This window comes from Pedobacter sp. FW305-3-2-15-E-R2A2 (assembly GCF_038446955.1).
Taxonomy (GTDB): domain Bacteria; phylum Bacteroidota; class Bacteroidia; order Sphingobacteriales; family Sphingobacteriaceae; genus Pedobacter.
In genome coordinates this window covers 1669315-1690406 of the sequence record NZ_CP151803.1, presented here as the reverse complement: position 1 = coordinate 1690406, position 21092 = coordinate 1669315, and the positions used below count along the sequence as shown (strand labels likewise).

Below are 21092 nucleotides of genomic sequence, written 5' to 3'. Positions count from 1 at the left end.
ATAAAAATTAGGGCGTGATCAGGTACAATCTGTCGTTAGCCGCTTTTACTTTTGCTTCAGGCAGTTTTAAGATCCTGTCGTAGGTCATCAGTCCATTCGTTTCCTGCTCTACATCGGTGGTCTGGGTATACACCGCCGCAGACAATCCCTTTTTGATTAAACCTTCGATGCTTCGGATAAAGGAATCATACTTATCGAAAAGCTCATTGGCAGTTTTGAACGATTGATACCCCCAATTGTCTTTTTCTTTCCAGGTATGGCCCGGGACCGGTAGCCCCAGTCCGCCAAATTCACCTAAAACGATGGCATGTGTAGGGCCAAAAAGGTCTGGCCTTGGCATTTTTGGTTCCGGATAATGGTGTAAATCCACGATATCTCCGGTGATCACATGATTGCCTCCGCTTGCACTGTTTACCAGTCTGGAAGGATCTTTTGCTTTAGTCCATTCTGCAATCTCTTTGGTTTTAAATTGTCCCCAGGCTTCGTTAAATGGCGTCCAGACTACAATTGAAGGGAAATTATGAAGGACCTCCATGATTTTATTCCATTCTTTGCGGTACATCGCTTCTGATTCCGGAGTACGGTTCTTATCCGTCCCTCCCATTGTGCCAAGGTTAGGTTCCCAATGGTTACCAAGGTCACCGCTAGGCATGTCCTGCCATACCAGCATCCCTAATTTGTCGCATTCGTAATACCATCTTGCCGGTTCTACTTTGATGTGCTTCCGGATCATATTAAAGCCCATTTCTTTGGTCTTGATGATGTCAAAGATCATGGCTTCTTCTGTAGGCGCAGTATATAAACCATCCGGCCACCAGCCCTGATCTAATGGACCATATTGAAAGAGAAATTCGTTGTTAAGCAGCATTCTCTGGATGCCATTCTGATCCTTGCCCATCGATGATTTACGCATTGCAAAATAGCTGTCAGCCTGATCAATGACCTTTCCTTTGCGTAACAATTCAATTTTCAGATCATATAAGAAAGGTGTTTTTGTGGACCATAGTTTTGGATTTTCTATGGTTAAAGAAAGCTGCTCCGTAAGCGCTGCTTCTTTTTGGGAAATTTGATGTTTCCCCTCAAATGCAGTAATCCTCACCTGATCCCCCGGCTGGGCAGATTCCACGTTTACGCTTACAGTAAGTGTTTTTGCATCGATATCCGGAGTTTGTTTAGTCGCAATGATATGTGTTTTTGGAACGCCTTCCAGCCAAACCGTCTGCCAGATGCCGGTAACCGGGGTATACCAAATACTTTCCGGTTTTCTGACCTGTTTGCCTCTGGGTTGTGGTCCTTCATCTGTTGGGTCCCAGACCCGGACTTTGATTTCCTGTGTTCCTCCTTTTTTAAGCAGGCTGGTAATGTTAAAGGTAAAAGGATCAAAACCTCCCTGATGCTGACCGGCGCTTTTGCCGTTCACAAAGATTTCGGCCTGCCAGTCTACCGCACCAAAATGCAGCAATACTTCCTGACCCTTCATGGCAGCAGGAATGGTAATGGTATTTTTATACCATAATACACTGTCTTTACCTACCGTTTTTGCTACACCGGACAAGGCCGATTCTACTGCAAAGGGTACAAGAATACTTCCTTGATAATTAACAGGATCTTTTTGGTCTTTAGGGGTAATGGCATAACTCCATAAGCCGTTCAGGTTTTTCCAGTTTTGTGAACGTACCAATTGTGGGCGGGGATAATCCGGCAGGGGCGCTTTAGGATTTACCTTTTCTGCCCATGGCGTTACAATTCTATCTTTATTTAGCGTCCATTTTTTTTCTTGCGCATGTAATGAAGAATAACCGAGCAGCAACAGCACTGCGACAGATAGAAGTTTGTTCATAGAATTTAAATTTGGTTACCAAATATTGGACTTTTACCTTTATATCATTCTATAGTTTTGTATCATAATTTCTTCATTTCGTCTCTATTTAGTTAAAAATGAGACCGTAAAAAACAACCCTTACCGTTTTATTAATCGTGTTAACAAAACGGTAAGGGTTAATCCTACTGCTTTTAAAATGCCGAAAACTATTTAACTTGTTTTTCTAACTGTATCAGGCGGGCATAGATCTCCAGCATTGCGGCCTGATCAATTAAAGACTTTTGTGTATTCTTTCCAATCAGGTTCGCTCCATCCCTTTCGGCTGTCCAGATTCGTTGCGCCTCATTTCTGAAAATATCGATCCAGTCTTGATTCCTGTCGATTTTGTACAGTTCGATGCAGCCTCTCAACAGTACCGCATTAAACCAATAATGTCCGGGTAAGCGATTGTTTTTATAAAAATAGTCTTTTGACGCTTTGCCGATCTGTTGTGCTTCCAGCAGATATTTTTTATTCCTGGTGATGTTATACAACAAAGCATTGGCCTGAAGCATCGCACCAGCATTGTAAGTATAGAACTTGCGGTCGATTTCGCCACCGGGTATTTTCACATGATCATAGAACAGGCCTTCCGGAGAACGAAGCATTTTATTGGTCCAGTTGTACACTGCCAAAGCCGTTTCCAGATACTTCTTTTCTTTTGTAACCCGATACAACTGCAAAGCCACCAATACTGCAGGTGCATTGGAACAGGTATTTTTTGTGCTAAAGTCTCCCTCCTTCCAATACAGACCACCACCTGCTTTATCGTCCATTCCTGTGATCATATAATCATAGACCATGATCGCGTTCTTCAGATAATGTTTCTCCTTAGTGCGATTATAGGCATCCAGGTAAGCAATAGCGACCCATTGGTTATCGTCATAAAAACGGGAACTTAGCCGCTCTGCGGTCACATAATCCTGATAAGCTACCGGCGCTTTTTCACTATAATACTGATCAATCGCTTTCACTACCGGCTTCAGGTGTTCCTGCTTAGGATATAAGACATCCATTTCATTGGCTGCCTGTACCAGCGCACAAAGCGGCCATAACCAGGAATGTGGGTTTTCTTTCTGTACCGCATCCGTAGTTTCAAAATAGAGACCTGTTTCCCCGTCTTTCAGCCGGAGATTGATGTTGTTATTGATATCCGAAACATGCTGCTCAAAATCAGACTTTTGTGCAAAAGCAGCTGGTGTTACAGACCCGGTCATGAACACCAAAACAGTAAATATAATTTTTCTTCTATTCCTCATTATTTCAAAATTCCGGCCGCACTTAATTGTGCTGCCGCTTCTATTAACATCATCCCACTCAGTTGAGTGGTCAGGTCTGTTTTACTTTGGGGCGCTTTATTCCAGGCCGGGCTAATTAACAATCCAGGTCTGCTGATCCCCTGTTTATACAAGGTCTGCGCATTGTATTTCATAAATTTAATCAGCTTCTCTTTATCCGCTACAGGAACATCCGGTTCATTGACCAGTAAATTCAGGTAACGAACCCATACCCCTTTAAATAAACCTCCGTCTCCCTGTCCTTCATCTTTCATCAATCCACCAGGAGCCAACTCTACATCATTGATGCCCGCAATTGCCGTTTTAACTGCATCATCCAGATAGGTTTTCTCTTTGGTTGTTTTATACAACTCCAATCCGGCACCCATAAACAACCCTACATTATAGGTATACTTATTCTTCGAAATTACGCCGGTACCATCATAGTTAATTCCATCCCATACGGTAAAGGTAACCGGTTCTACCAAGGTACTTTTTAGCCAGGTATAAAGCGTTTTGGCAGTCTGCAGGTCTTCTGCTTTGTTCTGCAGGCGGTATAACCTCGCCGCCAGAATAATTGCAGGTCCGTTGGCTGGTGTATTTTTGAAGTTTGGCTTCCCCTTACTCCATCCCATGCCGCCACCCTGCACCTCAGTAATTCCTTTTTTCATGTCCGCCCATAAAATATTCGTCGCCTGAACATAGGCTTCCTCTTTAGTCGCGTCGTAGGCCCTCAGGGACGACAAGGCCAACCAACCCATATCATCATAAAAATCATTCGGAAAGGCATTGCCATTTTGCAGCCTAATGCCATTCAGCAAAGCCTTCATTTTTGCTACATAAACCTGATCTTTAGTCCTCAGAAAGCCATCCGCCAGGACATCCAAGACATGTGCATTGGGCCAGTAATGAAAAGTGGTATTGCCCTGGTTGTCCTGTATCAGGTAATTTCCATTGGAGGACAGATAAGTACTATAAAGTTGTCGTTGTAAGGAATCTGCCAGTCCGTTGTAATTGTAGCTCGTTAGCACAATCGCCTCGTTGTAAAGCGGAAACACGTCCTTCTCGCATGAATTCAGTAACATGGAGCCGGCAAATGTGCCGGCTACCATGATCAGTTTGGTTAACTTTCTCATCTTATTTAACAGTAACAGTATGGGTATAAGCTGATGTTGCATTTAGCTTTAAATTCACATCTACTTTCTTATTGTCCGCAGCCTTGATAAACTTGAATGCGAAATCATATTGAGAATTGTTGACCGCATAAATGTAAAAATAGGGAGCCGGGGTATCTGCTGTTGGCGGCTGGTTATCGCTATTTACACTACCCAACCATTCGGTAGCGCTGTTTCCATCGGGATTTTTCACTTTTACCTGAAATTTATAACGTTCATCTCTACCCCATGATTCCTGCTTAAAGGCAACCGGAGCGTCCGTCGCCACAAATTGCCCGTTGTTTGTATAAGGAAGGTCGATGATGACTTTATTATCGCCACTCAGGAATAAGCCAACTGAAGTAATTTCAGTATAAGTCACCGAAGCACTGTTAAAATCTACTTTAATCCGGTAAACCTTTGTCCCTCCTGTGGCCGTAATCTGTCCCAGATTTTTAAGATTCCCGTTCTCAGCAGAAAAAGTTTTAGGTGTACCACTGTTGCGCTCTGCAAAGTTGTAGGTACCATCTTTGATCCTGCTGTAAATCTCAAATACACCAGTCGCCGTTTTTTTAAACTGCCTGGCACTGGAAAGCTCAGCACCTGTTTCTGTAGCCGATCCCGTTAAGTAAAGGTCTGCAGGGATTTCCGAGAAGCCAGCCGGACGTTCCAACTCTATCGTACGTACCTGTGCCGATTGCTGAACATTGATCCCCTTCGACGAACGGACCGTCCATTTGATCTTTCCGCTGCTGAGCGGCTCGATGCCTCCGCTGGCCGCGATCTTATTCAATTCTGCATGGGAAAGACTCAGCTTATTGTACAAGCCATTCCCTTCCGAAGCATAGCTGAATAAAGGATTTGAAAAATCACCCGTCAGTTTATCAAAAACAACCTCGTATAAGACGACGCCATTGTCTGCTGCCCTGGCCTGTTCCCATTGGAAATCCATGGTACCAGCCTTGGGATCTAATTTTACGAATACATCATTTACCGGAGCAAAAAGTGTGTTTACTGCGGAAACCTGAGTGTGGTCAAGGCCTTTATCTTTTTTACATCCTGTGATGACAGTGAAGATCAGCAGACCTATGAAGGAAACTTTATATATGAAATGTTGCATGTGATGTTGAATTAATTAAGGTGAATAAATTACCAGCCCGGGTTTTGAGAAAGATTCGCATTTAAAGCTCTTTCATCCCTGGGAACAGGCCATAAATAGTGTTTATTGCTGTCAAAGACCCTTTGATTTGCGCGGATATACCCTCCATCAATAGAAGCAGGTCCATATTTGGCACCATGTGCCCATCCGTTTAACACCTGATCTGCGGTTTTCCATCTTCTGATGTCGAAAATACGGAGCCCCTCCATGGCAAGTTCTGATCTCCTTTCTACACGGATGGCGGTCCGCAGTCCTGTTTGTCCCAAACCTGCATTGAAATCAAGTGCTGCAGGATCTACAAATCCGGCCCTGTTTCGCAAGGCCGTTATCGTCTTAGCCCATACGCTGCCATCCATTTCATTCAGTTCATTTTTCGCCTCTGCATACATCAGCAATACATCTGCATAACGGATCAGAATCAGGTTTAATCCGGATACGAAATTCGCCAGCGAAGTAGGATCGTAATATTTACGCAGGTAATAGCCTGTAGGAGAACTCACTCCACCGGCTGCATATTCGTCCATCTTCTGACTCTGATCCGGATCTGTTCCCGGTTTGATATAAATCGTTTTGATGTTCCCATCCGGATTCTTCCATTTATAATTGTGGTACACCAGGGTATAGGTCAGCCTTGGATCCCGGTTCACATAAGGATTCTCCGCATCATAACCAGAGCCCGTTTCAGCAATCGATTTACCATTGCTCATCAGGTAATTGTCCACCAGCTCCTGTGTGGCCGACATCGCGTTCAATCTTGCACCAACAGAGATAGGCGCTAAATCGAACAGGTTGTTATAGGTCCTGTCTACCGGAACATACTGCAAATCCAGCAATACTTCCTTATTGTACTCATTGGCTGGGAGAAAAAGACCTTCGTAAGAAGGGAATAAGCCATAAGTTCCATTGTTGCCATTCATGATGGCCTCGCAGGTATTGGCGACCTCCTGCCAGCGGCCTTCATACAATAAGACCCTCGCTTTAAGTCCTAAAGCAGCACCTTTACTAATCCTTCCTTTATCTGCATCGGCATATGCGGTATTTAAAGGCAGCGCAGCAATGGCATCATCCAATTCCTTAAGAATAAATTCCAGGACCTGTGCACGGGGTGTTCTTCCGATTTTCAGCGATTCTTCCAGGCTGATGTCTTTATCAAACAGTGGTACATCTCCATACCAGGTCATCAGTTGAAAATACTGGAAAGCCCTGAGGAAACGGGTTTCTGCTTTCATTCTTGCTTTCAGCACGGGATCCATACCAGGGACCTTATCTACATTATCCATAAACAGGTTACAGGTTTTGATCCCGGTATAATGGTCGTTCCATTCATTTTTAATGCGTCCAAGCGAAGCATCATAGATTCCTGCAGCAATAGAAGCCACACCTTCCCCATCGCCCCGGCCACTATAAGCGTTATCCGACAGTGCTTCATTCAGAAAAAACCGGTTGTTGTTGAACATCTGGGAATAGGCTGTGTTAAGGACACCATTCGCCTTTTCTGCGGTGGTCCAATAGTTTAGGTCCGTAAAACGATCTGTGGGTACCAGGTCCAGCTTCTTGCAGGAAGAAACAAGGCATCCCAGAAACAGTACGGACAAGCTTATTTTTATGATAAATAATTTCATATCGATTCGATTAAAAAGTAACATCAAGCCCCATTCCCACATATACAGGAGTCGGATAGGCTCTGGCGCTATTGGCGCCACTACTGGACAAATTATTGCTAAATTCAGTGTTCTCCGGATCCAGGAACTTCAGTTTAGACAGCGTCAGCAGGTTCTGCCCCGTCGCATAAATCCTCAGCTTCTGCATGCCCATCTTTTTAGCCAGTCCCGGCGATAGAGAATAGCCAACCTGTACATTTTTAAGCCTCGCATAAGCCGCATCGTACAAATAGGCATCCGATCCTCTTCTAAAATTATTGGTATTCGACTGACTGCCATTGGCTGCTAATCTGGGATATCGGGCATTGGGATTAACTGGTGTCCAATAGTCCAGCTGGTGCTGATACATCACCTGTCCATAGTTGTAATGGAAAGGTTCTACCATCTCCCCGCGTATAAATGCATTCCGTTTACCTACGCCCTGAATAAAGACACTTAAATCAAAGTTTTGATAACTCATCGCGTAAGTGATGCCAAAGGTGTATCTCGGAAAAGCATTCCCCAAAACAAAACGATCCCTGTCGTTGATTACGCCATCTTTATTGACATCCACATAGCGGATATCTCCGGGAACGACCGTTAAACCTTCGGGTACCGGTCCATTGTTTACTTCGTCAATGTTCTGGAAGTATCCATCCGTTTTCAGTCCGACATAAGAATTGTAAGGCAATCCTTCACGGATGATGTATTGCATCTCATCTGAGCTGGAGATTTTCTCCCTTCCTTCGTAACCCAGCACCTTGTTTTTCGAGTCGCCGATGTTAAATCCGATCTGGTGTTTAAAATGCTCCGCGTTGATGTGGTAGTTCACACTTAGTTCCCAGCCTTTGTTCTGCATTTTAGCCGCATTAAAATCCGGCAATGAAGTTCCAAAGAGGCCCGGCACCGTTGGTGGCACAAGGATGTCCCTGGTTATTTTATTAAAGTAATCAAAAGAAACCGTCAGCTTATTCTTAAAGAAGGAAGCGTCAACGCCCATGTTAAAAGTCGCTGCTCTTTCCCAGCGGATATCTGGATTTGCAAAGGTAAAGCCGGTACCACTAACAGATTTATTACCGAAACTATACGCATTGGGGAAACTAAAATAGGTGGTCTGAAATTGATAATTACCTACATTCTGATTCCCCAGAATCCCATAAGATCCCCTGATCTTCAGGTCACCAACCCGGTTGCGGTAATCCTGCATAAAATCTTCCTGACTCAAACGATATCCCGCCGAGATCGCCGGAAAAAATCCCCATCGGTTTTGTTTACTAAATTTGGAAGATCCATCCACCCTGAAATTGATTTCCGTATAGTACTTATCCTTATAGGCATAGTTTGCACGACCAAATAATGAATTCAAGCTACTTTCCGAAGTACGTTGATTGCTGTTTGTGGAAGTCGCATTGATCACCGTTTCTGAAGTTGGGGTCCCCAGCTCCGGATCTGTAAATTTCCGGTAAATGGCATTGCTTTTATTATCAGCAGATTCATTGGAAATCCCCACCAGGGCCGTTACCTGATGGTCTTTATTAAAAGTTTTATTGAACTCAGCCATAAACTGAGTATTGAGGAAAAGGTTTTTATCATTTACATCATCGGTATTCCGGTCTGAACCGGAAATGCCTTTTGGAAAATAGTTCACCTGCATTGTTCTTGCAAATAAGTGATTTGCCGTTAACGTTCCGCCAAGCACCGCTCTTAATTTAAGGTAGTCTGTGGCGGCAAACTCGGCATTCAGGCTTCCGAAAAGATTGTCGTTGTCATATTTACGGTACCCTCCATTTCTTAAAATTCCTAAAGGATTAAATTCCGACAGGACTTCATTGGTCAGGTATCGGCCCTGCTCATCCTGGAGTTTATAGATCGTAGGTACCCTTCCCGCATCTACAATTAAAGTCGAAGTACTGGAAGCATGATCTTTGATCTGAGATTTCACATAAGATAAGATCGAGTTGAGTTTAAATTTACCATATTCATTATTTAGGTTGATCCGGTAATTGTATCTTTTTAAGCCATAATCGGGGCCAACGAGGTTACTTCGCTGATCGACATAACCCATGGAAACAAGGTAGGTCGACTGACTCGTTCCACCCGATACGCTGACATTGTGATTTTGTTGCAGGGAATTTTTCAGGATGGAGTTTAAAAACCATTCCTCATCTCCTCTTTTCTGAAAGTCTCTGATCTGGGCCGCATTATAAATGGGGGTCAGACCTGCATTTACATTGGCTTCATTTCTGAGAATGGCATTTTCATATCCTTTAACCGGTTTATACAAAATGTGTGGCACCTGTATACCAGCCATGCCATTCAAGACGATTTTCATTCCCGAGTCCTTTTTTCCTTGTTTAGTGGTGATCAGGATCACTCCGTTGGAGGACCTGGAACCATAAATCGCGGCACTCCCTGCATCCTTTAATACGGAAACACTTTCAATATCGGAGGGGTTCAGGAGGTTGATGTCGCCACCAACCAGACCATCTATGACCACCAAAGGGCTATTGTCGCCCATTGTGCCTACCCCTCTGATGTTCAGGTTCATTGCGCCGCCTGGTTCTGCATTACGCTGCTGAACGATCAGGTTGGGAGAAACGCCTTGTAAGGCCTGAGTCACATTCATGACCGGCTTTCCTTCAATAGCCGCCGCATTAATGCGATCCACGGCACCGGTCAGGCTCGATCTCTTCTGTGTTCCATAACCGACTACCACCACATCATTCAATGATTGTATGTTTTCAATCAGGGTGATGTTCAATTCGTTTTGGTTATTTACCGGCTTATCCTGGCTTTCAAAGCCCAGGTAGCTGAATGACAGTGTTCCGGAACCGTCTGGAAGGCTAAGGTTAAAGCGTCCGTTCTGATCGGTCACTGCTCCTATGTTCGTGCCTTTCAACCTGACATTAACGCCGGGCAATGGCGTGCCTTTAGTATCACTTACTTTACCTTTCACCGGAAAGACTACCGGATCGCCGGTTTTACCAGTTAAGGGCGTAATCGTGACGGTTTTTTTATTGATCTGATAGCTGAAGGGCTGGCCTTTCATACAGCTTTTCAATGCTTCTTCGATGGAAGCATCTTTTAGCGATAAGGAAACCGGCTTTGCCGTCTTGAGCAACTGTATGCCATAAAGGAAGTCATAACCACTCTGTTGCCTGATGGTCTGCAGGACCTCTTCCATTGGGGCATTCTCAAAATGGAGACTGATCTTCTGTGCGTAAGTCGATGCATTCACTTGTAAAACTGCAAGGAAAAATAGAACACACACCAGTTTGATCATACGGATAATTTTGAGCTTTACACAGGAATCCCACCTGCTTGATGCAGTAAATTTTTTATACATTTGGTCGTTAAGTTTAATTTATATTTGGTTGTTCGCGCAATCTTTAAGTTATCTTACACAATTGATATGGACCATACTGCGGCAAACGGTATGGTCTTTTTTTGTCAGGATAACTGTAATCTTTTAGTCCATTACAATAATCCTCCTTCCTTCAATTTTATAATGAATCATTCCCGTTAATTCCAGTCCTTTCATCAATTCATGAATGTCTTTATCCATGGAATAGGTTCCTCCAAACTGCTGATTGCTCCTATTGCCACGGTATTCTACCTCAAGGTCATACCATCGGCCTACCTGCTTCATAATGTCTTCAATCGTATCACCGGTAAACATAAAATAACCGTTTTTCCAGGCTACAGACTTATTTTTAACTGCGGTAGTAATGCGGATGTGTTGATTTTCTCTATTCAGATCTGCCTGCTGTCCAGGATATAGTAAGGATTGTTTGTGATTAGCGGCGACTTTTACAGCGCCTTCCAGCAAGGTGGTTCTGATGATTTTTTCATCGTCATAGGCCATGACGTTGAAATGGGTGCCCAATACTTCAATTTCCTGAAAAGTGGTCTTTACCCTGAAAGGCAAGCGTTCATTTCTGGCGACTTCAAAATAGGCTTCTCCATTCAACTCTACCTTCCTGCTGTCTTTTGCAGTGAAGGATACTGGATAAGTCAGTTTAGATGCCGCATTTAACCAGACTTTAGTTCCATCTGGCAAAAGAACCTGGTAACGTCCGCCTTTGGGTGTTTCGATCGTATTGATCAGGGTCTGGTCTGAGGCCCGCTGATCTTTGATGGAATAGACCAGTTGACCATCCCCTGTTTTACGGATCTCCACGCCGGCTTCTTTAGCCAGTTGTCCGCGGGAAGCATCGTTGAGTATAATTCGTTTGCCATTGCCCAGCGTTAAATAGGCTTTATTTCCACCGGGAACAATGGTCACTTTCTTAGCGGTCTCATTTTCTTTAACAGGGGGATGGAGATGGGGATAAAGGAAGGTGCCGACTGCAATCAATAGCACTGCTGCAATTGCGAGCTTAAAAATGAGCGGCCTTAGGGATAAGGTTGGTTTTGTACGAATCTGCGCAAAGACCAATTGATCCAGTTTCAATTTGAGCTCCTGCTGTTGCCCCATTTCAGACTCCTCCCATTCCTCAGATTTCTGGTAGGCATGGAAATATCGGTTGTACAAAGCGAGCTCGTGATCAGTCGCCATTCCATCCGACACTTTATGTATCAGCTGTTGGTATTCTTCCCTATTCATACTTGGTGTATATGATGTAAGGCACTTGCCGGAGACTCAGCACCCACGCTGATTTAAAATATTTTTTTATTTTGATAAAACGTTTTTTCAATTCCTACAAAAAAAGCTAAAGGCTCAGGAAGATAGAAAACTTACCGAGGTTGGTTTTCAGCTTTTTAATCGCTTTATTGATCTGGTTCTCCACTGTTTTTTCGGTGATTCCCAGTCGCTCAGCGATTTCTTTATTCGTCAGATATTCTTGCCGGCTAAGCCGGAACACTTCTTTACAGCGGTCGGGAAGCTCTTCTGTAAAATGGCGGATCATTGCGCTTAGCTCTTTGACCTCTAATGCTTCATTCGGAAAGGCCGAATCCAGATCTACCTTAGGAATTCCTTCATAAAAAGAAGCCCGTACTTTTCCACTCCTGATGTAATTAGCGACCTTATATTTTACTGCTGTCAGTAAATACCCTTTAATGGAATTGACTTCAAGCCGTTCCCGGTGTTCCCAAAACCAGATAAAGACCTCCTGCACCACATCCAAACTCCCTGCTTCTTCTCTAAGTACATTATAAGCGGAGCGATAGAGTACCGTCCAGTGCCGCTCATAGATTTCCTCAAAGGCAGCTTGATTCCCCGATTTCATAGAGACGATCAATTCCTGATCCGTAAATACTTCGTATGAATTCATGATGGTTATCTTATGAGAATGTTTGTCACGGTCTGTACAATTTTAAATAATTATTTTCACATTCTACCGCGCAATTAATCCGTTATGTCCATATGTTGAATCTCGTTGATCATAATTCTTTTATCATTTATCAGGGAAAGGCGTTATTATTTATCTAAATAAAGCCAAATGAGTTCTGCTGGTTTTAGCTAAAAATCAAAGATAAGTTAGGCTATTTGTATCAAAATTCTTCAGATCGTATCAATGTGTTCTTCTGCGATAAAATATCCGGTATTTTACAATAAACTTGTGCTGCAAACCACCATTTATAAAATTATGAGCATCAGGAAATCTATGATTTTGGCGTTGGCTATGGTTCCATCATGGCTATTTGCCCAACAGGAATCTGGCGGGTCATATGTATTTAACCGAAGTCCACTCTATGCAGCTGCTGATGTACAATTGCCATTAGGTAGTATCAAAGCTAAAGGATGGTTGCTAAAGCAACTTGAACTGCAAAAAGATGGTGCCACAGGAAATGCGGAAGCACTTTATCCGGAAAGCGGGAACCTTGGAGCTAATTCCGACTGGCTGGGTGGTACCGGCGAAAGCTGGGAACGTGCCCCTTATTACGTAAAGGGACTTGTTGCGCTTGCTTACACCTTAGGAGATCCCGGATTGAAAGCCAAATCAGAGAAGTGGATCAACTGGACATTGGACCAGCAACGGCCCGATGGTTCTTTTGGGCCAGTAAAAATGAAGGACTGGTGGCCAAGAATGCCCATGATGTATGCGATACAAAGTTATTATGAAGCTACGGGCGACAAGCGTGTAATTGGCTTTTTTAGCAGGTATTTCAAATACCAGCTCGACAATCTGGATAAACAACCTTTATCTGAATGGAGCAAGTCAAGAACGGCAGACAACATAGAAATCGTCTTGTGGCTATACAACAGAACCGGAGAAAAATCACTCTTACAGCTGGCAGAAAAATTAAAATCACAAGCTTATCCATGGACAGCTATTTTTACCGGCAATCAATTTTACCATTATGGAGATGATTTCCATACCAAACACAGCGTTAGTGTAGGTCAGGCACTGAAATTCCCTGCAATCTACTCCCAACTGAATAACAGCCCATTTTACAGAGCGGCTACTCAGAAAGGGATTGATCATTTGATGAGAGACCATGGGCAGTCGACAGGGATTGCTTCCGGTACCGAGTTTCTTGCGGGAAGAAGTTCCTTTCAGGGCACCGAAACCTGTACCGTAGTAGAATGGATGCAAAGTCTGGAAACCGCAGCAAGAATAATACATGATGCGAAACTTGGAGACCGGCTTGAAAAGATAGCCTTTAATACCCTACCGGCACAGTTTAGCAGGGACATTAAATCTCATTTATACTACACACAACCGAACCAGGTATATTGCAAACATGGCAATTCGGGTTTTGATGAAGACTATGATGGTGCTTTGCTGCTCAGCCCCTATTCCGGAATGGGCTGCTGCAGGTACAATATGCATATGGGCTGGCCCTATTTTGTTAAAAACAGCTGGGTAGCAACGCCAGATAAAGGCCTGGCGGTAATTGCCTACGCTCCGGTTGAGGTCAGTGCTTTTGTAGCAGAAAACGTCCCTGTAAAACTCCAGGTGATGACCAATTATCCATTCGAAGAAGAGATCAGAATTAAAGTATTGTTAGAAAAGCCAAGCTCATTTCCCCTAAAACTGCGCATTCCGGAATGGTGCAAAAACCCACAGATTTCCATTGATGGCAAAACATTGCCAGGCGTTAAAACCGGTCAGATTTATACCATTAACAGATCATGGAATACCAAGAATCTGGTGCTGATCAACTTTCCTATGGAAGTAAAACTCAGCAACCAGGTCAACAATTCAGTAACCGTAGAACGCGGACCAATTGTATACGGACTTAAGATGGATGCGAAATACAGCATCAGCAAAAAACATCCTGTTGATGGCTTTTTCGACTATGAAGTTTCCCCATCCGCCGCCTGGAACTATGGATTGGTTTTAAGTGGTAATGACCGTACCGGAACAATTAAAGTTCAGCGTAGTGCCATGCCCGAAAATCCGTTTATACAGGCCAGCACTCCGGTAAAACTAACGGTTACGGCAAAGAAAATACCATCCTGGACTTCGGCATATAATAAGATGCATGCACTTGAAGTACCACGCAGTCCTGTGGCTTCATCCGCACAGACGGAGGAAATCACACTGACACCATTTGGATCAGAAAACATCAGGATCAGTAACTTCCCCGTCATCGGTGTTCCGGAAACTGCCGGAAAAACATATCAGGAAAATTTCAGTCAGGCCACACTTAAAGACTGGCTCCTATATGGTGGCAGCTGGTTTATTAAAGATGGCGCCATCCATGCTGCCTCCAACAAAGGCTCCTGGGGGTATGGCATCCATGGATCTAAGGCTATTGCCGGCAGTACCCTTTTTGACGACCTCAGCTATGAGGCAACGGTACAACTAAACTCGAAAGGTGATGCCGGATTGATCTTTAGGGTTACAGATCATGTGATCGGAGCTGAGGCTTACAATGGCTACTATTTAGGCATCAACGCAGATTCCGGTCAGATACAACTGGGCAAATCCTCCAATCAAAAATGGATGGTTCTTGCCACAGCACAACAAAAACTGGAGCTTGGCAAAGCTTATCAGGTTAGCATAGAGGCCAAAGGTGCGGAGATTAAAGTCTATTTTAACAAGGGGTTAAAACCTATATTTTCTGTGACCGATGATGAATTCAAGAGCGGATCAATTGGCGTAAGGGCTTACGATGCGCTGGCCAGTATCGATAATTTAAGCGCCAGATCGCTCAAATGACAGCAGTCTTTTGTCTATATTAGGAGGACCGGTATTATACTCTTAAAAAATGAACGTTACTGCCTTTGCTACCTTTATTATCGTCACCTTTCTGGTTGCATTGATTTCCTGGTTTAAGACCCGAAGGCATAAAATAACCACCTCTGCAGGGCTCTTTTTGGCCAACCGGAAGCTCAGCTTTACGGCGGTCGGTACGGCTCTGTTTTTTACCAATATCAGCGCGGCGGAATTTGTAGGCAACAGTGAATCTGTATACCTCAACAACATGACGGTCATGGCCTGGGGAGTAAGTTCTGTATTCGCCATGCTGATTGTCTCTGAATTTGTGATCCCCGTTTATTTGAAGGGCGCCATGTCTACCACACCCGATTTCCTGGAAAACAGGTATGATCCGCAAACCAAGAAACTGGTGTCTCTTGTTTTTCTGATCGGCTACATGGTTAATCTCTTACCTATCGTATTGTACACCGGTGCCATCGCCTTAAATGGTCTGTTTCATTTTTCAGACATCTGGGACATCAGTTATGGCAGCAGCATCTGGATCCTGGTTTGGTGCATTGGACTGATCGGGAGCTTATATTCCATTCTCGGCGGACTAAAAGCGATTGTAATTTCGGACCTTGTTTTGGGTATCTGCATGTTCACCGGTGCTTTATTACTCGCCTACTTCGGATTAAGACATGTTGGAAATGGCGATTTTCAGCAGGGCATACACACCATTCTTTCTTCAAAAACAGCACATTTCAACTCCATAGGAACCGCCAGTGATGCTGTTCCCTTCTCTACCATTTTCACCGGGATGATCTTAATGAACCTGTTTTATTGGGGCACGGAACAGGTCATCGTACAACAAGCCCTGGCCTCCTCCAATCTTGAAGCCAGTCAGAAGGGCATTGCACTTGCCTGCGCAGGAAAGCTGCTTGGTCCCTTACTTTTTATTTTACCGGGGATTATTGCCGTTCATATGTACAGCAATATGGAAAACACGACTGAAGTATTTTCCAAGGTGGTCAGTGATGTATCTCCGCCTGTACTCAGTGGCTTTATTGCTGCCGTTATTTTCGGTGCAGCCATCACCTCCTATTCACCGGGACTGAACAGCGCAAGCACCTTGTTTATCTTAAACCTCTACAAGCCTTTTAAAGAGAAAAAAGGCATTCCGGTTACCGAAAAGAATTTGCTCAAGACCTCCAAACGGTTTGAAATGTTTGCTTCCTTACTGGCCATGTTCATTGCCCCGTTGTTTCTTTTTTCAAGCGATAGCTTTTACACCTTTATGCAGAAGATCAATGCCGCATTCAGCATCCCGATCTTTACCATCATGTTTGTGGGATTTGTCACCAAAAAGGTTCCACCAATTGCCGCAAAAATAGGTCTGGCATTTTGCCTTACCGGATATATACTCACACAAATGGTATTTGATACCGGCATCCATTTTCTACACGTACTTGCGATTCTCTTTGTCCTCACTTCGGCCATTATGCTGATCATCGGAAAACTATATCCGATGGAAAAAGCTTATATAGCGCAGGACAAGCCGGTTGTCGACCTCAAGCCCTGGAAGAATCGCCACTGGGTAAATGGGCTTCTTTTGCTCATCATGATCCTTTTGTTCCTGCTCTTCTCTCCTCTTTATCTTGCGGCGGCCGGGTAATTACTTTGTGCTATCGGCCCATTGATCTGTCCGGAATGGTGATGCAGGAAGTCCGGCTGCATTGACCAGATTACATACCGGGTTATTGCCCCAGGCATACCTTACTGAAACCGGATTGGTCACCTCAGTACTACTGACCATAATCTGATTCCCTTTTATTTCTGCTTTAGCCCAGTGAAATTTCTGGTCTGATCCGGCAATGGCAAAGCCTTTCAGTTCTGCACCATCACTGCTTTTTAAACCTTCGGCCGCAGTAAAGTTCAATTTAATAGTACCAGATTCTATTTTAGCAGATTGGTATACAGGACCTGTATAAGGAACATTAACACCATAGGTTTTTGCGAGTGCGATTAAAGCCAGTCTTTTACCGACATCCTGTTTGTTTTTTGGGTGGATGTCTGCGGCATCACCGAGATCGATAGACACCGCCATTCCGGTATTTGGAAGGGAGAGTGTTCCGCGTTGTGCATCTCTTAGTTCTGCCCATGCGGAAGCAGTTGGTGGTGTAGCATCAACCTGCATGAAGTTAGCCAGCTGTACAAAATAGAAAGGAAAATCTCCAACTCCCCATTGCTTTCTCCAGTCTTTGATCATTGCCGGGAAAAGGGTACGGTATTGATGCGCACGATCTGCATTGCTTTCTCCCTGATACCAGATGGCTCCTTTGATTGGAAATTGCAGGAAGGGATGAATCATGGCATTGTATAACACAGTCGTCCGGTTAGGGCCGTCATTTGAGGCCGGTGCTTTTGCGATATCTTTCAGGCTCATGCCCACTTTATACTGCCATTCTCCATCCAGGGAAAAATGGGCTCCACCTTCAGAAACAAGCGACATCCCCTCTTTATTGCCGTATATTCCACCGCCACCGGCACCATCAAATACCCTAACCACCAGCGCAAAGGTTCCTGCTTTTACTTTATCTCCCGGAATGGTATAGCTACGTGGTTTATTGTAGCCCTCCGTTTCTCCTATTTTTTGACCATCTAAAAACGTGATGTCATTGTCGTCAATAGTCCCCAGGTTAATGGTCAGCTCTTTGCCCTCCCAAGCCTGGGGAATGGTAATGTTTTTTCTAAACCAAACTACCCCATCAAATTCGGGCATTCCTGCTTGTTCCCATACCGTTGGCAAAGACATCGTTTTCCAGGAAGAAACATCCATTGAGTTGGCAATCCAGGCTGGCTTACCTGCTGCCATACCTGCGTCTTTTGCCAACACCAACTGTTGCCAGCTGGCCAATTGCTGCTCATAGCTGGGGCCGTTTTTATCCTTTTCCGAATTTTCAATTTTGTTGACCGCTTCCACAAAATCAGGCATTGTTTTAAGCGTCGAGCCACTGGTCCATGCTTCGGCAATCGTGCCACCCCATGAAGTATGAATTAATCCAATCGGGATTTTAGTTTTATTATAGATCTCTCTGGCAAAGAAATAAGCCACAGCCGAGAATTCAGGAACAAATTGAGGGATGCAAAGCTTCCATCCAGAATTGGCCACCTTAGCATCATCCAAAGGAACATTACTGGTCACATGATCCACCTGCAATATCCTGATCTCCGGATATCTGGCCGATGCAATTTCCTGCTCATAATCATTCACCTTTCCCCATCCCGCCAAAGGCATCTCCATGTTAGATTGTCCGGAACAAACCCATACTTCGCCAATCATGATATTCATTAAGATCAATGGATCTCCATCAGAGATCGTCATTGCATAAGGGCCGCCATAAGATGGGGTGGCCACCAGCATCTTCCAGTTTCCATGTTCATCTGCTTTTGAGGTATAATGTGCACGGCTCCAGGTGGTAGTGATGCTGATCGTTTTTCCCGGCTCTGCTTTACCCCAAACCGCAGCCTTTGTCTTTTGCTGGAAAACCATGTAATCGCTAAATATAGAAGGCAGCTTTACTTTTGCCTGAACAAAACTGCTGATACAAAGTATTACAGAAAATAGGGTTAGAGATAAAAGCTTTTGCTGTTTTTTCTTTTTAAGATTCATGGTCATGATTGGTTTTTAACAGGGCTTAATTTACGGCTTCAATTTTTAAAACCACACTTGTTCTTGATGAATTTACATCGGGATTAAATCCTGCTTTCATCAGGAAATCGCCGGTATAGGTTGCTTCCCCTTTAATGCTCGATTTTGTACCGGGATAAAGGTTTATTTCCTGGATCTTATAATTTTTTGCAGGGTCAAGTCCCTTTAACAGCATAGGCGAACTGCTGTTTACGGCATATCTGTAATTAACAAGGTAATTGAAGATAACGCCTGATGATTTGTTTTCATCAAGATAAAGCATGGAAGCGACGCTTGATTCTGTTGGATTGGACAAGCGGTATTGATTTCCCTGCCAGATGATCCCTTTTAATGCATCGTAATTTTTTATCGCATCCTGGCAATATTTAAGTTCATCTGCACTGAGTTTGCTCACCACAATATCAAAACCCAGTTTACCCATCATGGCAACGTCTGTACGGAATTTTATGGGTTGTTTACCCCAGTCTGTCACATGGTTTGAAGTCGCTATTGCCGGATAAAAGTAGGAATATTCCCATTGCATAAAAATACGCTCCAGGGGATCTGTATTGTCACTCGGCCAGAATTCGGTAAAGTACTGCAGCGCAGCATAATCTACCCTGCCACCACCACCGGAGCAAAGCATCATGGGTACTTTAGGATATTTTGCCCTGATTCGTTCCAACACTTTGTATAAGCCTTTTACATACTCTATATAAAAATGATTCTGGTTTTTAATCGTTGCCGAATGCGCATTATAAATTACCGCATTACAATCCCATTTAATATAGGCCAGATCGGGATTCTTGGTAAACAGTCCATCTATCACCCCATAAACAAAGTCCTGCACTTTCGGATTGCTGAGGTCCAGCGCCAGTTGGTTTCTGAAATAATGTTCTTCTCTTTGCGGCTGTTTAACGACCCAATCCGGATGTTTTTCGTACAATTCACTTTTAGGATTCACCATTTCAGGCTCTATCCATATCCCGAATTTCACCTGATTATTTTGTGCCTCTTTAACCAGAGAAGAGATCCCGTTTGGCAATTTCTTTTTATTTTCCTGCCAGTCGCCCAATCCCGCAACATCACCATTACGAGGGTATTTGTTGGCAAACCATCCATCATCCAGCAGGAAAAGATCTACTCCCAGTTTCCTGGTGTCTTTTAACAGACCGGCAAGCTTGCTTTCATTAAAATCGAAATAAGTGGCTTCCCAATTGTTTAAAAGTGTTAAGCGGGTCCCTTTACCATCTAACAATTTGTAATTTCTCGCCCATTGTTGCAGGTTCCTGCTTGCCAGACCTTTGCCGCCTGTAGATAAAGTATATAGGAATACCGGCGTTACAAAAGCTTCCTTTGGCTTTAAAGTATAGGTTGAAGCATAGTTGTTGATGCCGGAAACAATCCTTAGATTGTCCTGAAAGTCGACTTCCAGATCGGTCCGGAAATTACCACTCCATTCCAATGAACCAAATAAAACAGTCCCTTCATCTTCTGTTGCAGGTTTCCCCAGGGAGACCATAAACACTGGAGGCTGGAACAGATTGGCCCTTGTACCCAATTTGCTGTCCAGTGTTTTTATGCCATGTGTAAGTTTCGATTCTTCGGCCTGCATCTCTTTCGCCCAATCTCCATGATATTGATTTAACCAATAACCCGCACTTTTTATATATAAGTTTGCGGAAGCAAATTTATGTAAGGTCACATTGCCTTTTTCCTGATGCTGAATGGAGCTCCATTGTTCTACCACATCTTCTTTAAAATAAGTTTTATAGTAGAGTGTAACCGAGAAATTGTATACCGGATCTTTTAAAACAATGCTGAGTAAGGAAACATTGTTGTCAATTTGCTTTAAATCATGACTTACATATTTCAGGTCCAGGGAATTGTTCCCATCTGCATGGGTTACGCTGATGGCAGGTTCGACCAGATTCCTTGAACCAGACGAGGCATAGGCAGAATTGAGAACACCTGTATAATCTGAAGTTTGCTTGTACAAAGCTGGAACCTGTAAATATTCCTTGTTGTTTGTTAATTTCTTACCGAAATAAATGGTCCCCAGATGCTTATTGGTATCTGTTTGCAGGACCAATGCATTATTTTGTGTTTCAATAGGGATGATTACTGATTGTGCTACAGACCTGAGCGGAATGGAAGCGGAGAAAAGCAGTAGTAAGCAGAAAGGGATGAAGGTATTCAATGGGACTTTAAACATTA

The 21092-nt window shown here is 43.8% G+C and carries 12 protein-coding genes; 2 read left to right on the top strand and 10 right to left on the bottom strand.

Translation table 11 applies throughout. From position 1 onward, the window contains the following. Window positions 1-7: 7 nt before the first annotated feature. The 8 genes from AAFF35_RS07055 to AAFF35_RS07020 all read right to left on the bottom strand — a co-directional run bounded on the left by AAFF35_RS07055 (window position 8) and on the right by AAFF35_RS07020 (window position 12367). Window positions 8-1840: a sugar-binding domain-containing protein gene (locus AAFF35_RS07055; RefSeq protein ID WP_342331710.1), complete on the bottom strand. Its 1833-nt coding sequence runs from the start codon at window positions 1838-1840 to the stop codon at window positions 8-10. A 188-nt stretch (window positions 1841-2028) separates the two neighbouring features. Then, window positions 2029-3120, bottom strand: coding sequence for a glycoside hydrolase family 76 protein (locus AAFF35_RS07050; RefSeq protein ID WP_342331709.1), 1092 nt, complete (start codon window positions 3118-3120; stop codon window positions 2029-2031). Further along, window positions 3120-4274, bottom strand: coding sequence for a glycoside hydrolase family 76 protein (locus AAFF35_RS07045; RefSeq protein WP_342331708.1), 1155 nt, complete (start codon window positions 4272-4274; stop codon window positions 3120-3122). The genes AAFF35_RS07050 and AAFF35_RS07045 overlap by 1 nt, the downstream gene beginning before the upstream one ends. 1 nt (window position 4275) lies before the next feature. Continuing rightward, window positions 4276-5412, bottom strand: a complete 1137-nt coding sequence (locus AAFF35_RS07040) for a SusE domain-containing protein (protein ID WP_342331707.1) — start codon at window positions 5410-5412, stop codon at window positions 4276-4278. 29 nt (window positions 5413-5441) lie between these two features. Next, window positions 5442-7073 (bottom strand): RagB/SusD family nutrient uptake outer membrane protein, encoded by a 1632-nt coding sequence (locus tag AAFF35_RS07035; RefSeq protein WP_342331706.1) that lies wholly within the window; start codon window positions 7071-7073, stop codon window positions 5442-5444. 10 nt (window positions 7074-7083) lie between these two features. Then, window positions 7084-10437 (bottom strand): TonB-dependent receptor, encoded by a 3354-nt coding sequence (locus AAFF35_RS07030; protein ID WP_342331705.1) that lies wholly within the window; start codon window positions 10435-10437, stop codon window positions 7084-7086. Between the two features lie 123 nt (window positions 10438-10560). Further along, window positions 10561-11697: a FecR family protein gene (locus tag AAFF35_RS07025; protein ID WP_342331704.1), complete on the bottom strand. Its 1137-nt coding sequence runs from the start codon at window positions 11695-11697 to the stop codon at window positions 10561-10563. 106 nt (window positions 11698-11803) lie between these two features. After that, window positions 11804-12367, bottom strand: a complete 564-nt coding sequence (locus tag AAFF35_RS07020; RefSeq protein WP_342331702.1) for an RNA polymerase sigma-70 factor — start codon at window positions 12365-12367, stop codon at window positions 11804-11806. Between the two features lie 315 nt (window positions 12368-12682). On the opposite strand from AAFF35_RS07020, the gene AAFF35_RS07015 reads away from it, so the two are divergent. Together AAFF35_RS07015 and AAFF35_RS07010 are read left to right on the top strand one after the other, a co-directional pair. Further along, window positions 12683-15205 carry a beta-L-arabinofuranosidase domain-containing protein gene (locus AAFF35_RS07015; protein WP_342331701.1) on the top strand — a complete coding sequence of 841 codons (2523 nt, stop codon included), beginning with the start codon at window positions 12683-12685 and terminating at the stop codon, window positions 15203-15205. 49 nt (window positions 15206-15254) lie between these two features. Beyond that, window positions 15255-16859, top strand: coding sequence for a solute:sodium symporter family transporter (locus AAFF35_RS07010; protein WP_342331700.1), 1605 nt, complete (start codon window positions 15255-15257; stop codon window positions 16857-16859). Here AAFF35_RS07010 and AAFF35_RS07005 read toward each other — a convergent pair whose 3' ends face one another. Continuing rightward, window positions 16860-18863 (bottom strand): sialate O-acetylesterase, encoded by a 2004-nt coding sequence (locus tag AAFF35_RS07005; RefSeq protein ID WP_342331699.1) that lies wholly within the window; start codon window positions 18861-18863, stop codon window positions 16860-16862. A 19-nt stretch (window positions 18864-18882) separates the two neighbouring features. Then, window positions 18883-21090, bottom strand: a complete 2208-nt coding sequence (locus AAFF35_RS07000; protein WP_342331698.1) for an alpha-galactosidase — start codon at window positions 21088-21090, stop codon at window positions 18883-18885. Window positions 21091-21092 lie beyond the last annotated feature (2 nt).

What these genes read in the sequence shown, in the direction of transcription:
- AAFF35_RS07055 (WP_342331710.1), bottom strand. Translation starts at nt 1,840, where the DNA reads ATGAACAAACTTCTATCTGTCGCAGTGCTGTTGCTGCTCGGTTATTCT.
- AAFF35_RS07050 (WP_342331709.1), bottom strand. Translation starts at nt 3,120, where the DNA reads ATGAGGAATAGAAGAAAAATTATATTTACTGTTTTGGTGTTCATGACC.
- AAFF35_RS07045 (WP_342331708.1), bottom strand. Translation starts at nt 4,274, where the DNA reads ATGAGAAAGTTAACCAAACTGATCATGGTAGCCGGCACATTTGCCGGC.
- AAFF35_RS07040 (WP_342331707.1), bottom strand. Translation starts at nt 5,412, where the DNA reads ATGCAACATTTCATATATAAAGTTTCCTTCATAGGTCTGCTGATCTTC.
- AAFF35_RS07035 (WP_342331706.1), bottom strand. Translation starts at nt 7,073, where the DNA reads ATGAAATTATTTATCATAAAAATAAGCTTGTCCGTACTGTTTCTGGGA.
- AAFF35_RS07030 (WP_342331705.1), bottom strand. Translation starts at nt 10,437, where the DNA reads ATGTATAAAAAATTTACTGCATCAAGCAGGTGGGATTCCTGTGTAAAG.
- AAFF35_RS07025 (WP_342331704.1), bottom strand. Translation starts at nt 11,697, where the DNA reads ATGAATAGGGAAGAATACCAACAGCTGATACATAAAGTGTCGGATGGA.
- AAFF35_RS07020 (WP_342331702.1), bottom strand. Translation starts at nt 12,367, where the DNA reads ATGAATTCATACGAAGTATTTACGGATCAGGAATTGATCGTCTCTATG.
- AAFF35_RS07015 (WP_342331701.1), top strand. Translation starts at nt 12,683, where the DNA reads ATGAGCATCAGGAAATCTATGATTTTGGCGTTGGCTATGGTTCCATCA.
- AAFF35_RS07010 (WP_342331700.1), top strand. Translation starts at nt 15,255, where the DNA reads ATGAACGTTACTGCCTTTGCTACCTTTATTATCGTCACCTTTCTGGTT.
- AAFF35_RS07005 (WP_342331699.1), bottom strand. Translation starts at nt 18,863, where the DNA reads ATGACCATGAATCTTAAAAAGAAAAAACAGCAAAAGCTTTTATCTCTA.
- AAFF35_RS07000 (WP_342331698.1), bottom strand. Translation starts at nt 21,090, where the DNA reads ATGTTTAAAGTCCCATTGAATACCTTCATCCCTTTCTGCTTACTACTG.